The organism is Parabacteroides chongii, assembly GCF_029581355.1.
Lineage (GTDB): Bacteria > Bacteroidota > Bacteroidia > Bacteroidales > Tannerellaceae > Parabacteroides > Parabacteroides chongii.
In genome coordinates, this window is record NZ_CP120849.1 from 2,712,820 (window position 1) to 2,730,153 (window position 17,334).

Annotated in this window: 14 protein-coding genes and 1 tRNA gene; 4 read left to right on the forward strand and 11 right to left on the reverse strand. The window is 44.4% G+C overall.

Annotated features, from left to right (window positions below; all coding sequences use genetic code 11):
• Window positions 1-2: 2 nt before the first annotated feature.
• The 7 genes from P3L47_RS10155 to P3L47_RS10185 form a co-directional block, all read right to left on the reverse strand.
• Window positions 3-593 (reverse strand): biopolymer transporter ExbD, encoded by a 591-nt coding sequence (locus tag P3L47_RS10155; RefSeq protein ID WP_122361049.1) that lies wholly within the window; start codon window positions 591-593, stop codon window positions 3-5.
• Between the two features lie 38 nt (window positions 594-631).
• Window positions 632-1,105 carry a hypothetical protein gene (locus P3L47_RS10160; protein ID WP_122361048.1) on the reverse strand — a complete coding sequence of 158 codons (474 nt, stop codon included), beginning with the start codon at window positions 1,103-1,105 and terminating at the stop codon, window positions 632-634.
• Window positions 1,106-1,114: 9 nt separating this feature from the next.
• On the reverse strand, window positions 1,115-1,861 hold the full coding sequence (locus P3L47_RS10165) for a MotA/TolQ/ExbB proton channel family protein (protein WP_122361047.1): 747 nt from the start codon (window positions 1,859-1,861) through the stop codon (window positions 1,115-1,117).
• An 81-nt stretch (window positions 1,862-1,942) separates the two neighbouring features.
• A tRNA-Ser gene (locus P3L47_RS10170) sits at window positions 1,943-2,030 on the reverse strand.
• A 150-nt stretch (window positions 2,031-2,180) separates the two neighbouring features.
• Entirely contained in the window at window positions 2,181-2,966 is a 786-nt protein-coding gene (locus P3L47_RS10175) for a TatD family hydrolase (protein ID WP_277783529.1), read from the reverse strand.
• 3 nt (window positions 2,967-2,969) lie between these two features.
• Window positions 2,970-3,944, reverse strand: coding sequence for a polyprenyl synthetase family protein (locus P3L47_RS10180; protein ID WP_277783530.1), 975 nt, complete (start codon window positions 3,942-3,944; stop codon window positions 2,970-2,972).
• 82 nt (window positions 3,945-4,026) lie between these two features.
• The gene (locus P3L47_RS10185) at window positions 4,027-4,716 is read right to left on the reverse strand and encodes an energy transducer TonB (protein WP_122361044.1); all 690 of its coding nucleotides are present in this window, start codon (window positions 4,714-4,716) and stop codon (window positions 4,027-4,029) included.
• A 221-nt stretch (window positions 4,717-4,937) separates the two neighbouring features.
• On the opposite strand from P3L47_RS10185, the gene porQ reads away from it, so the two are divergent.
• The 4 genes from porQ (at window position 4,938) to pfkA (ending at window position 8,629) form a co-directional block, all read left to right on the forward strand.
• Window positions 4,938-5,939 (forward strand): type IX secretion system protein PorQ, encoded by a 1,002-nt coding sequence (porQ, locus tag P3L47_RS10190; protein WP_122361043.1) that lies wholly within the window; start codon window positions 4,938-4,940, stop codon window positions 5,937-5,939.
• Between the two features lie 22 nt (window positions 5,940-5,961).
• On the forward strand, window positions 5,962-6,651 hold the full coding sequence (cmk, locus tag P3L47_RS10195; RefSeq protein WP_277783531.1) for a (d)CMP kinase: 690 nt from the start codon (window positions 5,962-5,964) through the stop codon (window positions 6,649-6,651).
• A 28-nt stretch (window positions 6,652-6,679) separates the two neighbouring features.
• A complete protein-coding gene (locus P3L47_RS10200) occupies window positions 6,680-7,552 on the forward strand; it encodes a 4-hydroxy-3-methylbut-2-enyl diphosphate reductase (protein WP_122361041.1) in 873 nt (290 codons plus the stop codon).
• 96 nt (window positions 7,553-7,648) lie between these two features.
• A complete protein-coding gene (gene pfkA / locus P3L47_RS10205; RefSeq protein WP_122361040.1) occupies window positions 7,649-8,629 on the forward strand; it encodes a 6-phosphofructokinase in 981 nt (326 codons plus the stop codon).
• Window positions 8,630-8,700: 71 nt separating this feature from the next.
• On the opposite strand, the gene meaB is transcribed toward pfkA, so the two are convergent.
• The 4 genes from meaB to P3L47_RS10225 form a co-directional block, all read right to left on the reverse strand.
• Window positions 8,701-9,798, reverse strand: a complete 1,098-nt coding sequence (meaB, locus tag P3L47_RS10210; RefSeq protein ID WP_277783532.1) for a methylmalonyl Co-A mutase-associated GTPase MeaB — start codon at window positions 9,796-9,798, stop codon at window positions 8,701-8,703.
• Window positions 9,799-9,870: 72 nt separating this feature from the next.
• Window positions 9,871-10,983 carry a DUF1573 domain-containing protein gene (locus P3L47_RS10215; protein ID WP_122361038.1) on the reverse strand — a complete coding sequence of 371 codons (1,113 nt, stop codon included), beginning with the start codon at window positions 10,981-10,983 and terminating at the stop codon, window positions 9,871-9,873.
• A gap of 29 nt (window positions 10,984-11,012) precedes the next feature.
• Complete coding sequence (locus P3L47_RS10220) at window positions 11,013-11,390, reverse strand: DUF1573 domain-containing protein (RefSeq protein WP_277783533.1); 378 nt, start codon at window positions 11,388-11,390, stop codon at window positions 11,013-11,015.
• 155 nt (window positions 11,391-11,545) lie between these two features.
• A complete protein-coding gene (locus P3L47_RS10225; RefSeq protein WP_277783534.1) occupies window positions 11,546-17,203 on the reverse strand; it encodes an alpha-2-macroglobulin family protein in 5,658 nt (1,885 codons plus the stop codon).
• Between the last annotated feature and the right edge of the window lie 131 nt (window positions 17,204-17,334).

Here is a 17,334-nt window from a genome sequence, read left to right on the forward strand (position 1 = left end):
TATTATTTACCTCCATAATTTTTAGGTTCTGCTTCTGATATCTTTTGCGGATAAATCATCTGCACAGCCTTTTGTTGATCTTCCTCCAGGTCAGCGAAAGCTTTACCGAATTTCTTTTTAGAAACCTCATCTCTCAGTTCGTTGTAGGCTTTTGCCAATTCGTTCTGAACATCGATGTAAGCCTGGTATTCAGTGCCGCGGTCGTTCTGCAGAGAGATAACGTGATTTTTAGTTACCATCTGTTTTCCGAAATACGGTACGTCTACTTCAACCTTTTCAGGTTTGTGCTCATCGTTATAAGGATTCTCAATGAATTCTCTAACCTTGTCTTTCAGTTGCTTAATATCAATGAATTCATTATTACAGAGAATTTGGTTGTTACTGTTGATCAGTACGACCAGGATATTTCTCTTTTTGATATCCATTTCTTCATTTTTCTTCTGGTCTTTGGGTACAGGAGGCGGCAAACGTCTTGCCAAACCTTTATCTGTGTCCATTGAAGTAGTAATAAGGAAGAAGATAAGCAACATGAAAGCAATATCGGCTGAAGAAGTCGCATTCATTGCGGGCACTTTTCTCTTTTTTCTTCCCATATCGCTTGAATTGTTTTATATCGTTATTCTTATTACTATTATCTATTAAGCATTCTTTTTACAGAACCAGCTGCTACAGCGATGATGATCAAAACCATCAAAACAATTGTGGAGTTAATCCACATATCTGTAATCTTCAACCAGAACGGAATGTTGTAAGCCTGTGAATCTGCATTTAATCCTGTTAAAGGAGTTGCGTCACCCATTGAATAAGTGATGAACAGCACTGCTGCAAATAAGACAACAACGATCAAAGATGCCAATGCTGATTTCGGACTGGTTTTCAATAATGATGTAAACTGCCAAAGCGCAAATATCACGGTACTGATAATTGTGACAAAGAACAGTATAGATGTCCAGTTGAGCAATAAGCCAGTATAAATAGGCTCTTTCATTTCAACAGAAGGGTCTACAACACCTCCTGCGTAGAACATACCCAATACGACAATACTGATAATAGAAGAGATCAGTAATGTCCAGCTGGATATTTTTCTTATTTTAGTAACTGCCATAAGTCTTAATTATTTTTTGAATTTAAGGTTGTATTTGATAACCATGTCGATCAAAGTAATAGAAGCGTCTTCCATCTGGTTCAGGATAGCTTCCAGTTTGCTCAACAAATAGTTATAGAATACCTGAAGGATCAAAGCTACAACAAGACCACCTACTGTTGTGATCAAAGCCACTTTCATACCACCGGCAACAACCGTCGGGCTGATATCACCAACCTGTTCGATTTTGTCGAACGCCATAACCATACCAACTACAGTACCCAAGAATCCTAATGACGGAGCCATAGCGATAAACAATGTGATCCATGACATGTTCTTTTCCAAAAGACCACCCTGTACACCACCGTAAGAAACGATTGATTTTTCAACAACGTCGATACCCTGGTCGATTCTCATCAAGCCTTGGTAAGCGATAGAAGCGATAGGACCTCTTGTATCACGAGCGATAGCTTTTGCACCTTCTACGTCGCCTTTATCAAGGGCGTCTTCGATACCTTTTAATAATTTGCTGGCGTTAGTTTCAGCTAAGTTCAGATAAATAATTCTTTCAAGGCAGAAAGCCAAACCGAAAATCAAAGCGATAGCAACCAAACTCATGAAGTCTGCACCACCTTCGATGAACTTAACTTTCAAAGCCTGGTACATACCACCTTCAACAACTTGTTCAGCTCCGGCTGCAGCGTCCTGCGCGAATGCTACGGTAGAGATTCCAAGGGCACATAAACCCATGAATGTTTTTGCAAAATACTTTTTCATTGTGTGTTTAATTTTTAAGATTAATAATTCTCTTATTTGTTTTTATTTTTGTTGTTAATAAATTCCTCCATGGTATTTATGCGGAGAGAGCGGGATTCGAACCCGCGATACACTTTAGGCGTATACACGCTTTCCAGGCGTGCCTCTTCAACCACTCGAGCATCTCTCCAATTTTCAGCCTTTGTCTCCTCTAAAACGAGCGCAAAATACGAAAAAAATCCCATATCCAAACGTTTCAGTGCACAAATCTAAAGTTTTTGCTTGACATATGCACAATATCTGACGGAATAAATTTAGCATCTGACCTGAAAATTTAAAACTAAGCCTTTTTATTGGGAATTTTAAATAAATCCAATGCGTTTTTTCTTGTAATTTGTACGGTTTCATCAAGGCTAAGGCCGAATGTGTCCGCTACCTTCTCTGCCGTTTTCCATATATATACGGGTTCATTTCTTCTTCCCCTGTAAGGAACCGGAGCGAGGTAAGGAGCGTCCGTTTCCAATACAATATTATAGATATTACTCTCCTTGATGGTGTCCGAAAGTTTGGAATTTTTAAATGTAACGACTCCGTTAATACCGAGTTTAAACCCGGACAGTTTTTTTATTTCCTCCAGTTCATCCGTGGTACCGGTAAAACTGTGGAAAACACCTTTTAGTTTGTCCGGACCGACTTTGTGAATGCTGTCTAACACTTCTGCATAAGCCTCCCGGGTATGAATGGCTACCGGCAAATCCAGGTCGATACTCCACTTCAACTGTTCTTCAAAAACAATTTTCTGTTCTTTCAGATAGGTTTTGTCCCAATACAAGTCAATTCCTATTTCTCCGATTCCGCAGTAAAAACGTTTTCCCAGCCAGGATTCTGTTATTTTGAGATTCTCGCTATAATGTTCATCCACACTGGTCGGGTGTAATCCCATCATGGGGTAGGCGAAATCCGGAAAACGATCGCTTAAATCGTGCATCCGTTTGATGGTGGAAATGTCTACGTTGGGAAGCAGGATCGTGTCGATCCCTGATTCCCGGGCAATATCAGCCAAAGCCTCCTGTTCCGGATCAAATTCTTCCAAATACAGATGGTTATGCGTATCTATGAGTTTCATCTTTTAAGATTGGCGGTACATTAAACGGTTACTTACATCTGTCAGAATGGTCAATTTCTCCGGAGCTACACTTAGTTTGGATAGATGATCCATTGCCTTATCATAATATCCCTGCATTTTAGCCGTCGTGATCTCTTTCAGATGTAATTCATTATATATGTTAGTGAATACTTCTATTTTCTCTGTGGGGATAAATTGGGTTTTATCGATCCAGCTTGTAAGGATTGCTTTTTGTTCCGGTGAAGCCAGTTCGAATGCGTGTATCAATAAGAATGTTTTTTTGTTGCAGGTGATGTCACCTCCTATGTTTTTACCGAATGTAGCGGTATCTCCGTAAACGTCCAGCAAGTCATCCTGTAGCTGGAATGCCAGTCCGATGTTTATACCGAAATCGTACAGGTTGTCGGTATCTTCTTGGGATGCGCCACCTATGATTGCTCCGATTTTCAGGCTGCAAGCGAGTAAGACGGCTGTTTTCAACCGGATCATTTCAATGTATTCGGGTTCGGTTACGTCTGTCCGCAATTCAAATTCCATGTCATATTGCTGTCCTCCGCATATTTCAAGGGCAGTATCGGTGAACAGGTCGAATACCTCTTTCAGGCAATCCGGCTCTGTTTTTCCTATTAACTGGTAAGCTGCGATCAGCATGGCATCTCCGGAAAGGATCGCCGTATTATCGTTCCATACTTTATGAACGGTCGGTTTGTTTCTTCTTTTGTCGGCCTTATCCATGAGGTCGTCGTGAAGCAATGTGAAGTTATGGAACACTTCAATACCCAATGCCGGGTTGATGACATTGTCTATATTTTCTTTGTACAGGTTGCAGGCCATTAAAGCGAGTGCCGGACGGATCCTTTTTCCTCCCAACGATAGAATATATTCAATCGGGTCGTATAAACTTTTAGGGGGATAGTCAAAACTCAGTTGGGATATTTCTCTTTCTACTTTTTGAAGGATCTCGTTGAAGGATAACATATAAATATTGAATTAGGGATAAGACGAAATAAAAAAGGCTGCAAATCTACAGCAGCCTTTTTTAGTATGTTTAAAAAGATAATTATTGCAATCTGAAAGTAACAGGTACGGTATATTTTACACGTACTGGTTTACCTCTCTGCTTACCAGGAGACCATTTCGGCATGGTGTTGATCACACGGAGAGCTTCTTTATCCAAAGAAGGGTCTACACCACGGATCACTTCTGCGTCAACGATTGAACCGTCTTTGTTAACAACGAATGAACAAGTAACACGACCTTGGATACCGTTTTCCTGTGCAATAACCGGATATTTGATGGATTTAGCAAGGAACTGCAATAAAGCACCCTGTCCACCCGGAAATTCCGGCATTGTTTCTACAACGGTAAAGATCTGTTGAGCAGATTCTTCTTCTTCTTCAACGACTGCCGGTGCTACATAGGCTTCTACCTGTGCAGAACTCTGGTCGTCCTCAGATGAGATGATATCTACCTGGTCCAGTTCCACGTCATCGTCCACGATGTTCAGCTGCTCTACAGTAGCTGGCGCTGGGGGAGGAGGTGGAGGAGGAGGCGTGTCCTCCGGTCTTGTAATTTCAATTTCTTCTTCAGCGATGATATCAGCCACGCCTTCGCTTTTGACGATCTGGACATCACGGGTTCCCCATTCGAACCCAACGAACAAAACGGCCAACCCAACAACCATACCCATCAGGATACCGAGTGTTTTGCCCTTTTCCAAGTCCGCTTTCGGTGATTTCTTAACTTCCATACTTCTATAATTGTTTAAAGATGTGTTTTCCTTTGCTGCAAAAATACAAATTATTTTATATCACAAGGTAAAAAGGCGAAAATACTTCTATATTTTCACTTTTTTTTGAACCAAAATAAAAATAACGGTGTTTATATACCTTTTTTCGGTTTTTTCCGTTTCTCTTTATGGAATATGTTATAACTGCATTTTATCTTTGTACGCATTTTGTTTAAGAAAATATGAGACATACATTAATTATATTGCTCTTTTCATTCGTTTTACAATCGGTCGCGGCACAATCCGGAGATCAGGTATTTGAATTTTTAACTTTACCTTCTTCTGCCCGGGCGAATGCCTTGGGAGGACATACCGTATCACTGGTAGAACGGGATCCGTCCCTTATCTTTCACAATCCGGCTCTGCTCGGCGGAGAAATGGACGGAATGATCAATCTGGATTATATGAATTATATAGCGGATGTCAATGTGGGGAGCGCTTTGTTTACGAAAGCTTTCCGCGAACGTGGTGCCTGGGGAGCGGGGGTGCATTATTTCCATAACGGGAAATTCAAGGGAATGGATGAACACAACCGGCCTACCGGCGATTTTACAGCAAACGATATCGCTCTGAATGGATTCTTTTCATACGACCTGTCCGAACGTTGGCGAGGTGGGGTTTCCATGAAGTTCCTGTATTCAAACTATGACATCTACACATCATTGGGACTCTGTTTTGATGCCGGATTAAGTTATTATAATTCGGAAAAGGAGTTTTCTTTCGGTGTTGTTCTGAAAAATATCGGAGCCCAGTTGAAGCCTTATTACGAAGATCGTCAGAAAATGCCGTGGGACATTCAGATGGGTATTACCAAAAAGATGAATCATGCCCCTCTGCGGCTGTCCCTGACAGCCATGTATCTGAACCGGTGGAAATTCGATTATATAGATAATGCCGATCCTGATTACAAAGGCGATAATTTTGCGAAAGCATTGTTTAAACACCTGGTGATCGGTATCGATTATATCCCCAGTGAAAACTTTTGGATCGGTGTCGGTTTCAATCCGAAAACGAAGATGGACATGAAACTGCAGGGAGGCGGAAACGGTCTGTCCGGATTTTCAGCAGGAGCCGGTGTGAAGATAAAAATGTTTGATGTCGGTGTCTCATTTGCTAAATACCATCCGTCAGCTATGTCGATGATGGTAAGCGTTTCGACAACACTCGCCGATTTTAAACCTTAGGAAATATAAATAAAATGTAAGCATGAAAAAGATAGTAATTGCGATAGATGGTGTTTCTTCTACAGGGAAAAGTACCATGGCAAAAGATTTGGCGAAAGAAATAGGTTATACTTATATCGATACCGGTGCCATGTACCGTGCCGTAACCTTGTATTGCATCCAGCATAATTTGTTCAAAGGCGATCAGATCGATGAAGAGAAGCTTCAGGCATTGATGGATGATATCCATATTTCTCTCCGTTTTAATCCGGAGACCGGTCGTCCGGATACTTATCTGAACGGCGTGAAGGTTGAAAAGGAAATCCGGGGAATGGAAGTCGCCAAATGGGTAAGTCCGGTAGCCACTCTCGGGTTTGTTCGTCGTGCACTGGTTGCCATGCAGCAGGAAATGGGGAAAGAAAAAGGGATTATCATGGATGGCCGGGATATCGGTACGGTAGTCTTTCCGGATGCCGAACTGAAGATTTACGTAACGGCCAGTCCGGAAGTACGTGCGCAACGCCGTTTGGATGAACTGAAGGCGAAAGGCGAAGCGGCTTCTTTTGAAGAAGTGCTCGATAATGTCAAGACACGTGACCATATCGATTCTACCCGCAAGGAAAGTCCGTTGCGCCAGGCGGATGATGCCGTTGTGCTGGATAACTCGCACATGACTATCGCTGAACAAAAAGCATGGCTTCTTGTTCAATATAATAAAGCTGCTGCCGAATAACAGGGCAGAGATCAATTAGTTTTTAGGAATGATTGAAGTCGAAATAGATAAAGGTTCCGGATTCTGTTTTGGAGTTGTCACAGCCATCGAAAGTGCCGAACGTGAGTTGGACAATACGGATATATTGTATTGCTTGGGTGACATTGTGCACAACAGTCTGGAAGTGGAACGTCTTCAGGTACAGGGATTGCGTACCATCGATCATGAAGAATTTTCCACACTGAAAGGAAAGAAAGTCCTGCTCCGTGCACACGGCGAACCTCCCTCTACCTACGAGATTGCCAAACAGAATGACATAACGATTGTCGATGCAACCTGTCCGGTTGTACTCCAGTTACAGAAGAGGATACATAAATGCTATCAGGAAACGCGTGAACATCATACGCAGTTGGTGATATACGGTAAAAAAGGACATGCAGAAGTGAACGGTCTGGTCGGACAGACGGAAGGGACCGCCATCGTGATCGAGAAGACGGAAGACTTGGACCGTCTGGATTTCGGACGTGATATCTGCCTCTTTTCCCAGACAACGAAATCGTTGGACGGATTCCGTAAGATCGTGGAAGAGATACAGAAGCGGAAAGCGGAAGACACCCGCTTTGAATATTACGACACGATCTGTCGTCAGGTAGCCAATCGTTTGCCGAATATAAAAGCCTTTGCATCCAGCCATGACTGGGTTTATTTTGTAGCGGGCAAAAAGAGTTCGAACGGAAAGATGCTGCTGGAAGAATGCCGGAAAGCGAATCCCAATACCATTTTCATTTCAGAGGTGAAAGAGATCACCGAACCGCTTCCCGCCGGTGTCCGCCGTGTAGGGGTTTGCGGGGCTACGTCCACTCCGAAATGGCTGATGGAAGAGGTCGCAGTCCGTATCCGGGAGTTGAATGCAGACCGTTGATCAAACGGTTAAGATTTCATGAAGTTTAAGTGAAAATGGAAGATTGTTGGCAAATAATTACTATTTTTGCCACGAATAATTTAAAATAAAGACGGTATGTCTACAATTAAATGTATTGGTATTTTAACGTCCGGAGGTGATGCTCCCGGGATGAACGCTGCCATCCGTGCAGTGACGCGTTCCGCTATTTATAACGGGATGAGAGTAAAAGGTATTTTCCGAGGATACAGAGGATTGATTACAGGTGAGATTGAGGAGTTCAAGACACAAAATGTAAGTAACATCATCCAGCGTGGCGGAACAATATTGAAAACGGCCCGTTGTATGGAGTTCAAAACTCCCGAAGGCCGTAAGCAGGCATATGACAAGTTAATGGAGGAAGGTATTGATGCGTTGATCGCCATCGGTGGTGACGGGACATTGACCGGTGCACGTATTTTTGCACAGGAATTTAATTATCCGATCGTCGGAGTTCCGGGTACAATCGATAATGACCTGTATGGTACAGATATAACGATCGGCTATGATACTGCATTGAATACAATCATGGAGTGCGTGGATAAGATCCGCGACACTGCCACTTCTCACGATCGTCTTTTCTTTATCGAAGTGATGGGACGCGATGCCGGTTTCCTGGCATTGAACGGTGCGATCGCTTCCGGTGCGGAAGCTGCCATTATTCCGGAAATATCCATGGAGAAAGACCAGTTGGCTGAAATGATCGAGAACGGTTTCCGTAAATCAAAGAACAGTAGTATCGTATTGGTTGCAGAAAGTGAAGTAACAGGTGGAGCAATGGGAGTTGCCGAACGTGTGAAAACTGAATACCCTCAATTCGATGTACGTGTGTCTATCCTGGGGCACTTGCAGCGTGGTGGTTCTCCTACGGCTCAGGATCGTATCCTGGCAACCCGTATGGGCGTTGGTGCGGTCGATGCTTTGCTGGATGACCAGCGTAATGTGATGATGGGGATACAGAATGACCAGATTGTATATGTTCCGTTCTCAAAAGCTATTAAGAATGACAAACCGATCAACCGTGATTTGCTGAATACACTGCGTGTGTCTTCTATCTGATCCGGTACTGAAGATAAAAAGAAAGCCCGTCGAATCAAACGATTCGACGGGCTTTCTTTTTATCTTTTGCGTTATTTCTTCGATAAGTTTTCGAGGAACAGATCCATCATCCTCTTGGCGGCAACGAATGAGCTGATTTCGTTGTTCAGCACCTGCTGCTCTGTATGGAGCAGCATGCTTTCAACTGCCGGATTATGATAGAATGTTTCCCGCAATGTATCGTTGATACTTTCATACATCCAGTACTTAGCCTGTTCATTCCGTTTGAAATTGAAATAACCGTTCTTTTTCGTGAACTCCATATATTCACCGACCATGTCCCAGATTTCCTTGATACCCAGGTTGTAGTAACCCGAATAGGTCAGCACTTTAGGAAACCATCCCGAATCTGCGGGTGGGAAGAGATGCAAGGCATTTCTGAACTGGGCAGCAGCCAATTTTGCTTTTTCGACATTATCCCCATCGGCCTTGTTGATAATAATACCGTCTGCCATTTCCATGATACCTCGCTTGATGCCTTGCAGTTCGTCGCCTGTTCCGGCCAGCTGGATAAGCAGGAAGAAATCGACCATGGAATGAACGGCCGTTTCGCTTTGTCCGACACCCACTGTTTCAACGAATACGGTATCGAAACCGGCTGCTTCACACAAGACGATCGTTTCGCGGGTCTTACGTGCCACGCCACCCAATGATCCAGCGGATGGGGAAGGGCGGATAAATGCATTCTTCTCGCGCGACAAAGCCTCCATGCGGGTCTTGTCTCCCAGAATACTTCCTTTGGAACGTTCGCTGCTCGGGTCGATAGCCAGTACCGCCAGCTTGCGCCCTTCCTTGATCAGATGCATGCCGAAAGCATCTATAGAGGTGCTTTTCCCGGCTCCGGGAACGCCGGTAATGCCGATGCGGACTGATTTACCGGCATGAGGAAGACATTTTTCGATGATTTCCTGTGCCAGCTGCTGATGTTCGTATTTTGCACTCTCGACCAGCGTAACTGCCTGGCTGAGGATGGTTATATTTCCTTTCAGTATCCCTTCGACAAACTCGGAAGGGGTATATTCTTTGCGTTGAAGTCTCTTTTTGAGGTAGGGGTTTACAGTCGGTACGTCGGCTACTCCCTTGTTTACCTTTAATCCTCTGTAAAGATCGTCGTTTTCGGGATGTTCCATAATTTAATTGATAATTGACAATTGACAATTAAGGGGCAACAACAATATTTCATTGTCAATTGTCCATTGATTTTACTTTTCTGCTGTTACCTTTATGAGGCGAACAGGACCGTTCGGGTCGTTACATACAATATTTACCAGTGCTTCCAGCTTCGTCTTTATTTCTCTCGGACGAACTGATATTTTGAATATAGCCGTTGTTCCCGGCTTCAATTCTTTTTTCCCTCCTGAAATATCGATCCGTTCATCATCGCAGGTGAAACTGTGTATGATAAGCGGTGACTTTCCGGTGTTGGTCACCTCTACAGTGCCGGTTACTTTCCCTCCGATCAACGGTATAAAGCTTCCTTTCTCCGGCAGCTTGCCGAAGTCGAGCAATGTTCCTGACAACTGGGCTACCGGGGCCTGCGCCTTATCAGCAGCAGTCAGTTTGCCGAAGTTATCGATGATATTGGCGGCTACGTGTACCTTTCCGGTTACTTCTTTTTGACCGATACTTTCGATCGTCAAAGGTATTTCTGTCGTAACCCTACCTTTTCTTTTTGCCGCTTTCGCGTCCAGCAACAAAGTGATTTCACCTACTTCGTCCGGAGCCAGTTGGGTCGGGCGCACTTCTACGGTCAGGTAGTGAGGCACTTTACCCTGGTGTATCGTCAGCGTTGTCTTTCCTTCATTTTTGACACTGATCTTTTCTCCCAGTGTATCGTCGGGGCGGACACTGCTGTACAGCACCGTTTTAGTCTGCATTTTCAGGTCACCTATCGAGTAGGGGAAAATCTGAAGCGGTATAAGCGGTTTCGGTGTTACGTTTCCTTTGATAGCCAGCGTATAGCTGCCTTTTTTACCATTGCTGAATATTGAGATCGTTTTGTAGAACGGGCCAGGACGTCCTTTGGGATTATAGGTCACTTTTACGTTTCCGGTCTTTCCCGGGGCGATAGGTTCTTTTGTCCATTCCGGTTGCGTGCAGCCACAAGAAGCAGTGATACGAGTGATGACCAGCGGACCGTCTCCCGTATTTTTAATAACAAAAGTATGACTGGCCAATCCATCCGCTTCGGCGATAGTACCGAAGTTATAGGTCAGTTCGTCTGCACTTATCTGAGCTCCGTTCTGTGCCGCTATATTAGCTGTTATCAGGAATAGGCAGCATAGAATAAAGCCCAGTCTTTTCATATTCAGCATTCTTTGTTTTTAGTTTAGCTTGTTGTAAATTAAATTACCTCTCCCCGTATGGTCAGGATGTAACTTCCGGTTTTACCGTTGCTGTAAACTGAAATTGTTTTGGAGAACGGTCCGGGACGTCCTTTCGGATCGTATGTTATTTTAATATCTCCGGTCTGACCGGGAGCGATCGGTTCTTTTGTCCATTCGGGGGTTGTACATCCGCAGGAAGCAATTACGCGAGTGATTACCAGCGGAGCTTCGCCTGTATTTTTAACTACAAATGTAGTAGATACTTTTCCATCGGCTTCTTTAATTTGTGCAAAGTCGTGAGAAGTTTGTTCTGCAGAAATAACTGCTTTTTTCTGAGCAGAAGCTATTCCTGTAGCAAGCAGGATTGCCATAAAAATAAAAATAATCTGTTTCATTTTACTTTTTATTTAGCTATTGTTTATTTTACAAAGATAGAGATTTAGAATTGAAAATCGGGAATTGAAGGTCGAAATTTACAATCGGTGGATAGACTGTTTGTTTGTCAATCATGATATTCAATCTCTCATTTTTAATCCCCGACTTTCTATGTTTACTTAACCAGGATTGTCTCGCTTTCCGTATGCGAAACAAATTCGGGAGCGTACAGGCATTGAATTGTACTGATTCCACCTGCATATTCTCCTGTACGTGTTACGTAAACAGGATATTCGATAACGAAGGTTCCTACCGGCAGACGGTTAAAGAAGAAGTTCTCCGATACGTCTGTCGGTGACTGGTAATACATTACTCCGTCTCTGAATTTCGTTCCTGAAATCTGGTCGGCCGGTTCGAAACATCCTGCCCGTAAGTCTTTCAGGAATACATAATCCATTTCACGATCCGTGCGGATAGTCAGGCGTACTACTACTTTGTCGCCTATGCGAAGTTTACCGTCGGTTACCGGCTGTATCTGCAGGCCGGTGCCGCTATTGCTTTCGATGAACAATTTCTTTTCAACGTTGAGTACCCCCTTCTGTTTATCTACCTTATTTATATTTTCGAAGTACTGTTCGTAAACGGCTCCCCAGGCAGGTACATTTCCTTCCTTTCGGATGGAAACGGAATTGCTTCCGGAAGAAATTTCTTTTCCGTCCAGTACGACCTTCAGATAACCGGTTGCCGTTTCACCTTCGGCAGTGCTGTATGTTTTACCTCCCCAGTCGACGGTACAGGTATTGTTATCATTCAGCCAGTCACTTCCGGTCAATAATAGGGCGTAGATCGCATTCAGTGTAGCTGGAACCGACTCCCAGTTCTGAGTACGTTTCTGGTTCAATAACCATTGCTTCATGCGGTCGGTATCTTTAGAGTCCGGCGATAAAGTATTGAATACTTTCATCAACAGACAATGCGTATCGATCGGGGAGATAAAGAAACCGTTCTCTCTCCGGTTGTTCGCCCAATACATGCCCTGTTCGGTAGAGATGGTAGCTGTTTTACGCAACCAGGCAAGTATCTCGCTGGCCACTTCCTTTTTACCGTTCCGGTGCATCAATAGGGCAATTTCTCCTTTACCGTAAAGGTTCTGTTTATTCCATGTTTTTTCAGCCTGTGTCGTGTAGAAACGAATCGCTTCGCGGGCCTCACCCAGTTCAGGTATATCCCGGTAAGAGCTACGGACGAATAAGAATTCCAGTTGCAATGAGTTCGGTGAACTGGCCTGCCACTTCTTATCGACTTGTTGCAGGCGTTCGTAATCCGATTGCATCTGTTTGTCCAGATACCTGAGTGCCTTCATCTGCATCTCTTTTTCTTCTTGTCCGTATTGAACGGCACCCAGTTCTACCAATTGTGACATTCCTTTCAGGATATGCAGTGTGATCTCGCGGCTGGGATAGAAGCCTTTGAACCATCCCCATGCGCCGTCTTCATTCTGTTGCTTCAACAATTGTTGCAAAGCCAGTTCGCGTTGCTGGGCAGCACGATTCAGGTCGAACAATAAGGATAACCGTTGTTTCTGCTCTGTTTCGTTGTCGGCAGCCAGTACCCACGGCGTTTCTTGAAGCAGGATATTTTTCAGTTCCTGGTTCTTTTCCAGGTTTGAATACAGGGTTGAAGCTGTTCCTCCCTGGGCCTTCCACTGGCTGATCACTTTCTGTATGCGCGGATTGGCAGTAGCGATATAGTTAGCCAGTGTGTTGCTGTAATACGAAGCGAACCATGAAATGATATTGTCGTTGGCCGGCTGCGTTAACGTCGGCAGGGCCTGTACGGCATACCAGATCGGGTTGGCTGTCAGTTCCAGTGTCATACTGAACGGCTTACGGGTTCCGGAGGGTTGATTGCCGGATAACCGGATCTGCTTTTCGTTTTCTCCCATCAGGTAGAACGGCGTGCTTTCCGTAACAAGCAACTGGTTCGATAGGACTGGGATCAGGTGTTGTTCGCCATCGCTGCCTGAATCCGAGTCGGCTACGATACGTATTCCGATCAGATTGGTTGTTTCCGGCACGCGGAATGTCCATGAAGCTGTCGTAATACTGTCGGCAGCCAGTGTGAATGTTTTCTGCGACTTGGTTAAACAGATAATTGGCTGATCGGTTGCCGGATCAAATAATTCGAGGCTTACTCGTCCAGAGATAGATTCCTTTGAATTGTTTATCACCTGTGTATTGACAGACACTTCGTCACCCTGGCGCATGAAGCGCGGGAGATTCGGCACGACCATCAACGGCTTACTGCTGATCACTTCTTTTGTCAACAGACCGTATTTCATATCGGATGTGTTAGCCACAGCCTGGAACTTCCAGGTCGTATTGCTTTCCGGTAAAGTGAATTGCAGCTCTATATCACCTTCTTTGTTCGTCAAGAGGGCAGGGTAGAAGAATGCAGTTTCATTAAAGTTCTCCCTTACCTGCAACATTGTTTCCTGCGGTGTATCCGCTGCGCCTTCATCCGCTTTCTGCGACTGTGATACAACTGCATTTTCTTCCAGTACACCTCCGGTAATCGTTACGGCATCATCTAATATATATTCAACAGCTTGGGATTCTGCCATCATCGGGGCGGCCGACGATTTCATCATGATACCTCCGCCATAGGCTCTACGGTTTCTGAAATCCATAATGCCCTGCCAGTTCAAACGGTCATACTGATAATCAGGTATATTAATACGATCAGGTCTTCCGGCATCGTACATCATTTTCTGATCCATACCGGTTCCTGTATTAAAGAATGGGATGTTCAGGTAAACAGAACGTTCCGGATTGAAGTACCAGTTGAACGGTAAAATCTTATCCAGTGAGGCATCATACATGCTTGCCAGTACCTCTGCACTAACGGGAACGGAATCAGCATCCAGTATGCGGAATTTCCAGGTTTCCCGGCTACCCGGCAGCAGACGGTCGCGGAAAGTCGTCGGTTTAATAGTCAGACGGCGATCCGGTTGCTGACGTTTGATTTGCGACTGGGTGGTGTACAACCTTCCGTTCTTTACGAAGGTGAAGCTGGCAACAATACCTTTTCCATAGCTTTCCAGGAATGGAATACGGAAAAGATGGTTCTCATTATTTAATACCAACCGTTTACGTGAAATACATTTGCCATCCTGATACAATTCATAAAGGACATGAGCCTCTTTGTCGGATGTACCGAACAGTATATTGGCTTCTTCTCCCGGCAGGCAATCGGTCTTCTCATTCAATAACCATAGATGTGTGAATACCGGTGGTCGTTTATCTCGCAGACTATATAATATAAAGTCTTGTTGTGTAGTGGCTGGACGACCTTTTGAATCTTTGGCTTCCAGTTTGATGCGATAACGACCGGCAGCCAGTTTTTTGAATGCTTCTTTGTCGATGGCCTGTCCGGAAACGAATTTGCCGGCTCCGACCTGTTGTTCTTCTTTATATTCTTCCTGTCCGTAGAGGGTATCTGTTCCTTTATCACTTAATTTATAGATTGTATAAGTACCCTCGATAGTTAGTTTCTCCCCGTTCAGCGTCTGTGCCGATACGATTGCATTAACAGAGTCCTTGTCTATTTGTGAGGGAATATCGGTATTCAGGACGATACTGGTTTCTCCGACTGAGAACGTATAGGTTGCTTCCTGCGTCTCTCCGTTACTGTCGGTCAGGGTTGCTGTTACGATGTAACTCTGATAAGGGAAGAAGCTGTATCCGTTTGTCGATTTCTCCGGACGGAATTTGAAGGAGAACGTACCATCGTTGTCGATTGTTGTGGTTCCTTCTGCCACCTGTTCGTTCGTGTTACCACCAAAATAATTACGCATCCAGAAAGGTTGCTTGTTAATACGGTAAGTCACTTCTCCGCTTTGCAGGGAAACGCCGGAGAAAGTCTGTGCTTTCCCTTCGATCGTCACTTGGTCGCCGAAAGAAATATCTCCTTTGACAGGCAATAGCTCGACAAAGAAAGTCGGGCGTTTGTATTCTTCCACACGTACGCTGGTGCTGGTATACTCGGTGGAAAGGGTGAACATTCCGCTAAGTGTCTGCTGAGGCAATGTAAACTCGCCGTTGAAAGAACCGAATTTGTCGGTCTTCAACTCTTTGGTTGCCACTTCTTTCCAATTGGCATCCCGTAAAGTGATCTTATAGGTTTCTCCTTCTACGGCGTATGGTGTTTCTGTATCGTTGACATAAGCTATACCTTTAAAATAGAGGTTTTGTCCCGGACGATACAATCCCCGGTCGGTGAACAGAGCCAGTTGCGGACGGACTTTTGTTTTATTTTGAATGAGCTGTCCGCCCGGATAAACAAGTGTCAGCATTGAATAAATATCTTCGCGGTGCGTAGCCTGATAACCCATCAATTCGCTTTGGCGGGGAAGAACGGCTAATCCGTCACGGTCTGTTTTCACAGTTCCCTGCTTCTGCAGATTGTTGCGTTTCCCGGAATAGTAAACGACGGTGGCATCGCTTACCGGCTTTCCGCTCAGGTAGTCTGTCACCAGCACTTCGGTGGAACCGTTGGTCATATTGCGTGAAACACTGGCCAGACGACTCACACTGAACAGGTTGTTGGTCTTTATCTGCGTACCGGGCACCGTAATGATACATTCGTACAATCCCATATCTCCCATCGGGATAACAAGGCTTGTGTCCGACTCTGTGTATGTGTTGGGCTGTGATAAAGAGAAAGTAACCTCTTTAACGAGTGCACCGAGTGCCTGGCTGGTGTCTTTTACATTATAATAGGTTGTCTGCAAAGGTGTTTTCAGACTTTTGTATATACTAACGGTGATCTTGGGGATATTCCTGTAATTAACTTTCAGGTTCAACTCTTTTCCCGGATAGATCGTATTCTCTGTATTGACGCGTAACAGCGGATTTTGCATTTCCGCCAACCGATTCTTTAATAGGCCGATCCGTTCGTAGTTCGGGAAACGGGCAATTGTCTCCTTACAAATATTGTATTCTATTGTCTTGAGGGAATCCTGTTTTGCCGGATTGTTATAATCGCCGGCAGACATCAGTGCATTTAACCGGGCGGCAACGATTTCTACCGAGTAATCCTTATCAGCATACACTTTCTGCAAGCTGTCGAGAGCGGCCTGATAGGGAACTCTATCCTTTTCCTGATAAAGGGAAGGATATTTGAACGAAAGGTAATCAAGGGTGGTAAGTACCACTGCCTTTTTATCCGGTTGCGTATTCAGATAAGCGATCAGTTCTTCGTATATCTCTGTCGAAGGAGCAATATCCAGGACACGGAATGCCAGGAAATCATACAGGGTAGGGCGAAGGGCCGGAGTATCTTTCCCTGTTTCAAGGATTGCCTTGAATTCGGATACGGGTGTTTGCTTCAAGAGGCCGGCCGGTTGCAGCGAAACATTTAGTTCCTCCTTAATCTTTTGGGTGAAAAGATTGGAAGTCCATTCGCGGATATCTTCCGGAACGTAACCGACCAGGTCGGTCCGTTGGTTGATCTTCCACCGGTTCTGTATGTAATAGCGGTTGTACATTTCTGCTACCATCGAATGGAGTACGGCTGTCGAGGCCGGATCTTTGCATTCGGCTGCATAGTTTTCCACTTCTTTAATAAGCGCAGGAAAATCGTCCTCGTTCACTTCGAGTTGCTCTTTCATCCGGCCGATCAAAGCTTTGATCAGTTGCGGTGTGTTCTTACCTTGAATGGCTTCGGTAATCATTTTGCTTTCATTTTTCGATTGTGCCGCTGTCGTATACATGATAGTTGCTGACAAACAGCAGAGTATCAATGCGGAAACAATAATAGCTTTTATCTTCATATCTGTAATGGGTTTACATGTTAAACAACGTTCCTTGCTATATAGATACAAAGAAAGACTAAAAAGATGTAAACCTATTGTTAATAAGGTGTAAACTTCAGTATGGGATACATCAAAGAAAATGGGTTTAT

What these genes read in the sequence shown, in the direction of transcription:
- P3L47_RS10155 (WP_122361049.1), bottom strand. Translation starts at nt 593, where the DNA reads ATGGGAAGAAAAAAGAGAAAAGTGCCCGCAATGAATGCGACTTCTTCA.
- P3L47_RS10160 (WP_122361048.1), bottom strand. Translation starts at nt 1,105, where the DNA reads ATGGCAGTTACTAAAATAAGAAAAATATCCAGCTGGACATTACTGATC.
- P3L47_RS10165 (WP_122361047.1), bottom strand. Translation starts at nt 1,861, where the DNA reads ATGAAAAAGTATTTTGCAAAAACATTCATGGGTTTATGTGCCCTTGGA.
- P3L47_RS10175 (WP_277783529.1), bottom strand. Translation starts at nt 2,966, where the DNA reads ATGAAACTCATAGATACGCATAACCATCTGTATTTGGAAGAATTTGAT.
- P3L47_RS10180 (WP_277783530.1), bottom strand. Translation starts at nt 3,944, where the DNA reads ATGTTATCCTTCAACGAGATCCTTCAAAAAGTAGAAAGAGAAATATCC.
- P3L47_RS10185 (WP_122361044.1), bottom strand. Translation starts at nt 4,716, where the DNA reads ATGGAAGTTAAGAAATCACCGAAAGCGGACTTGGAAAAGGGCAAAACA.
- porQ (WP_122361043.1), top strand. Translation starts at nt 4,938, where the DNA reads ATGAGACATACATTAATTATATTGCTCTTTTCATTCGTTTTACAATCG.
- cmk (WP_277783531.1), top strand. Translation starts at nt 5,962, where the DNA reads ATGAAAAAGATAGTAATTGCGATAGATGGTGTTTCTTCTACAGGGAAA.
- P3L47_RS10200 (WP_122361041.1), top strand. Translation starts at nt 6,680, where the DNA reads ATGATTGAAGTCGAAATAGATAAAGGTTCCGGATTCTGTTTTGGAGTT.
- pfkA (WP_122361040.1), top strand. Translation starts at nt 7,649, where the DNA reads ATGTCTACAATTAAATGTATTGGTATTTTAACGTCCGGAGGTGATGCT.
- meaB (WP_277783532.1), bottom strand. Translation starts at nt 9,798, where the DNA reads ATGGAACATCCCGAAAACGACGATCTTTACAGAGGATTAAAGGTAAAC.
- P3L47_RS10215 (WP_122361038.1), bottom strand. Translation starts at nt 10,983, where the DNA reads ATGCTGAATATGAAAAGACTGGGCTTTATTCTATGCTGCCTATTCCTG.
- P3L47_RS10220 (WP_277783533.1), bottom strand. Translation starts at nt 11,390, where the DNA reads ATGAAACAGATTATTTTTATTTTTATGGCAATCCTGCTTGCTACAGGA.
- P3L47_RS10225 (WP_277783534.1), bottom strand. Translation starts at nt 17,203, where the DNA reads ATGAAGATAAAAGCTATTATTGTTTCCGCATTGATACTCTGCTGTTTG.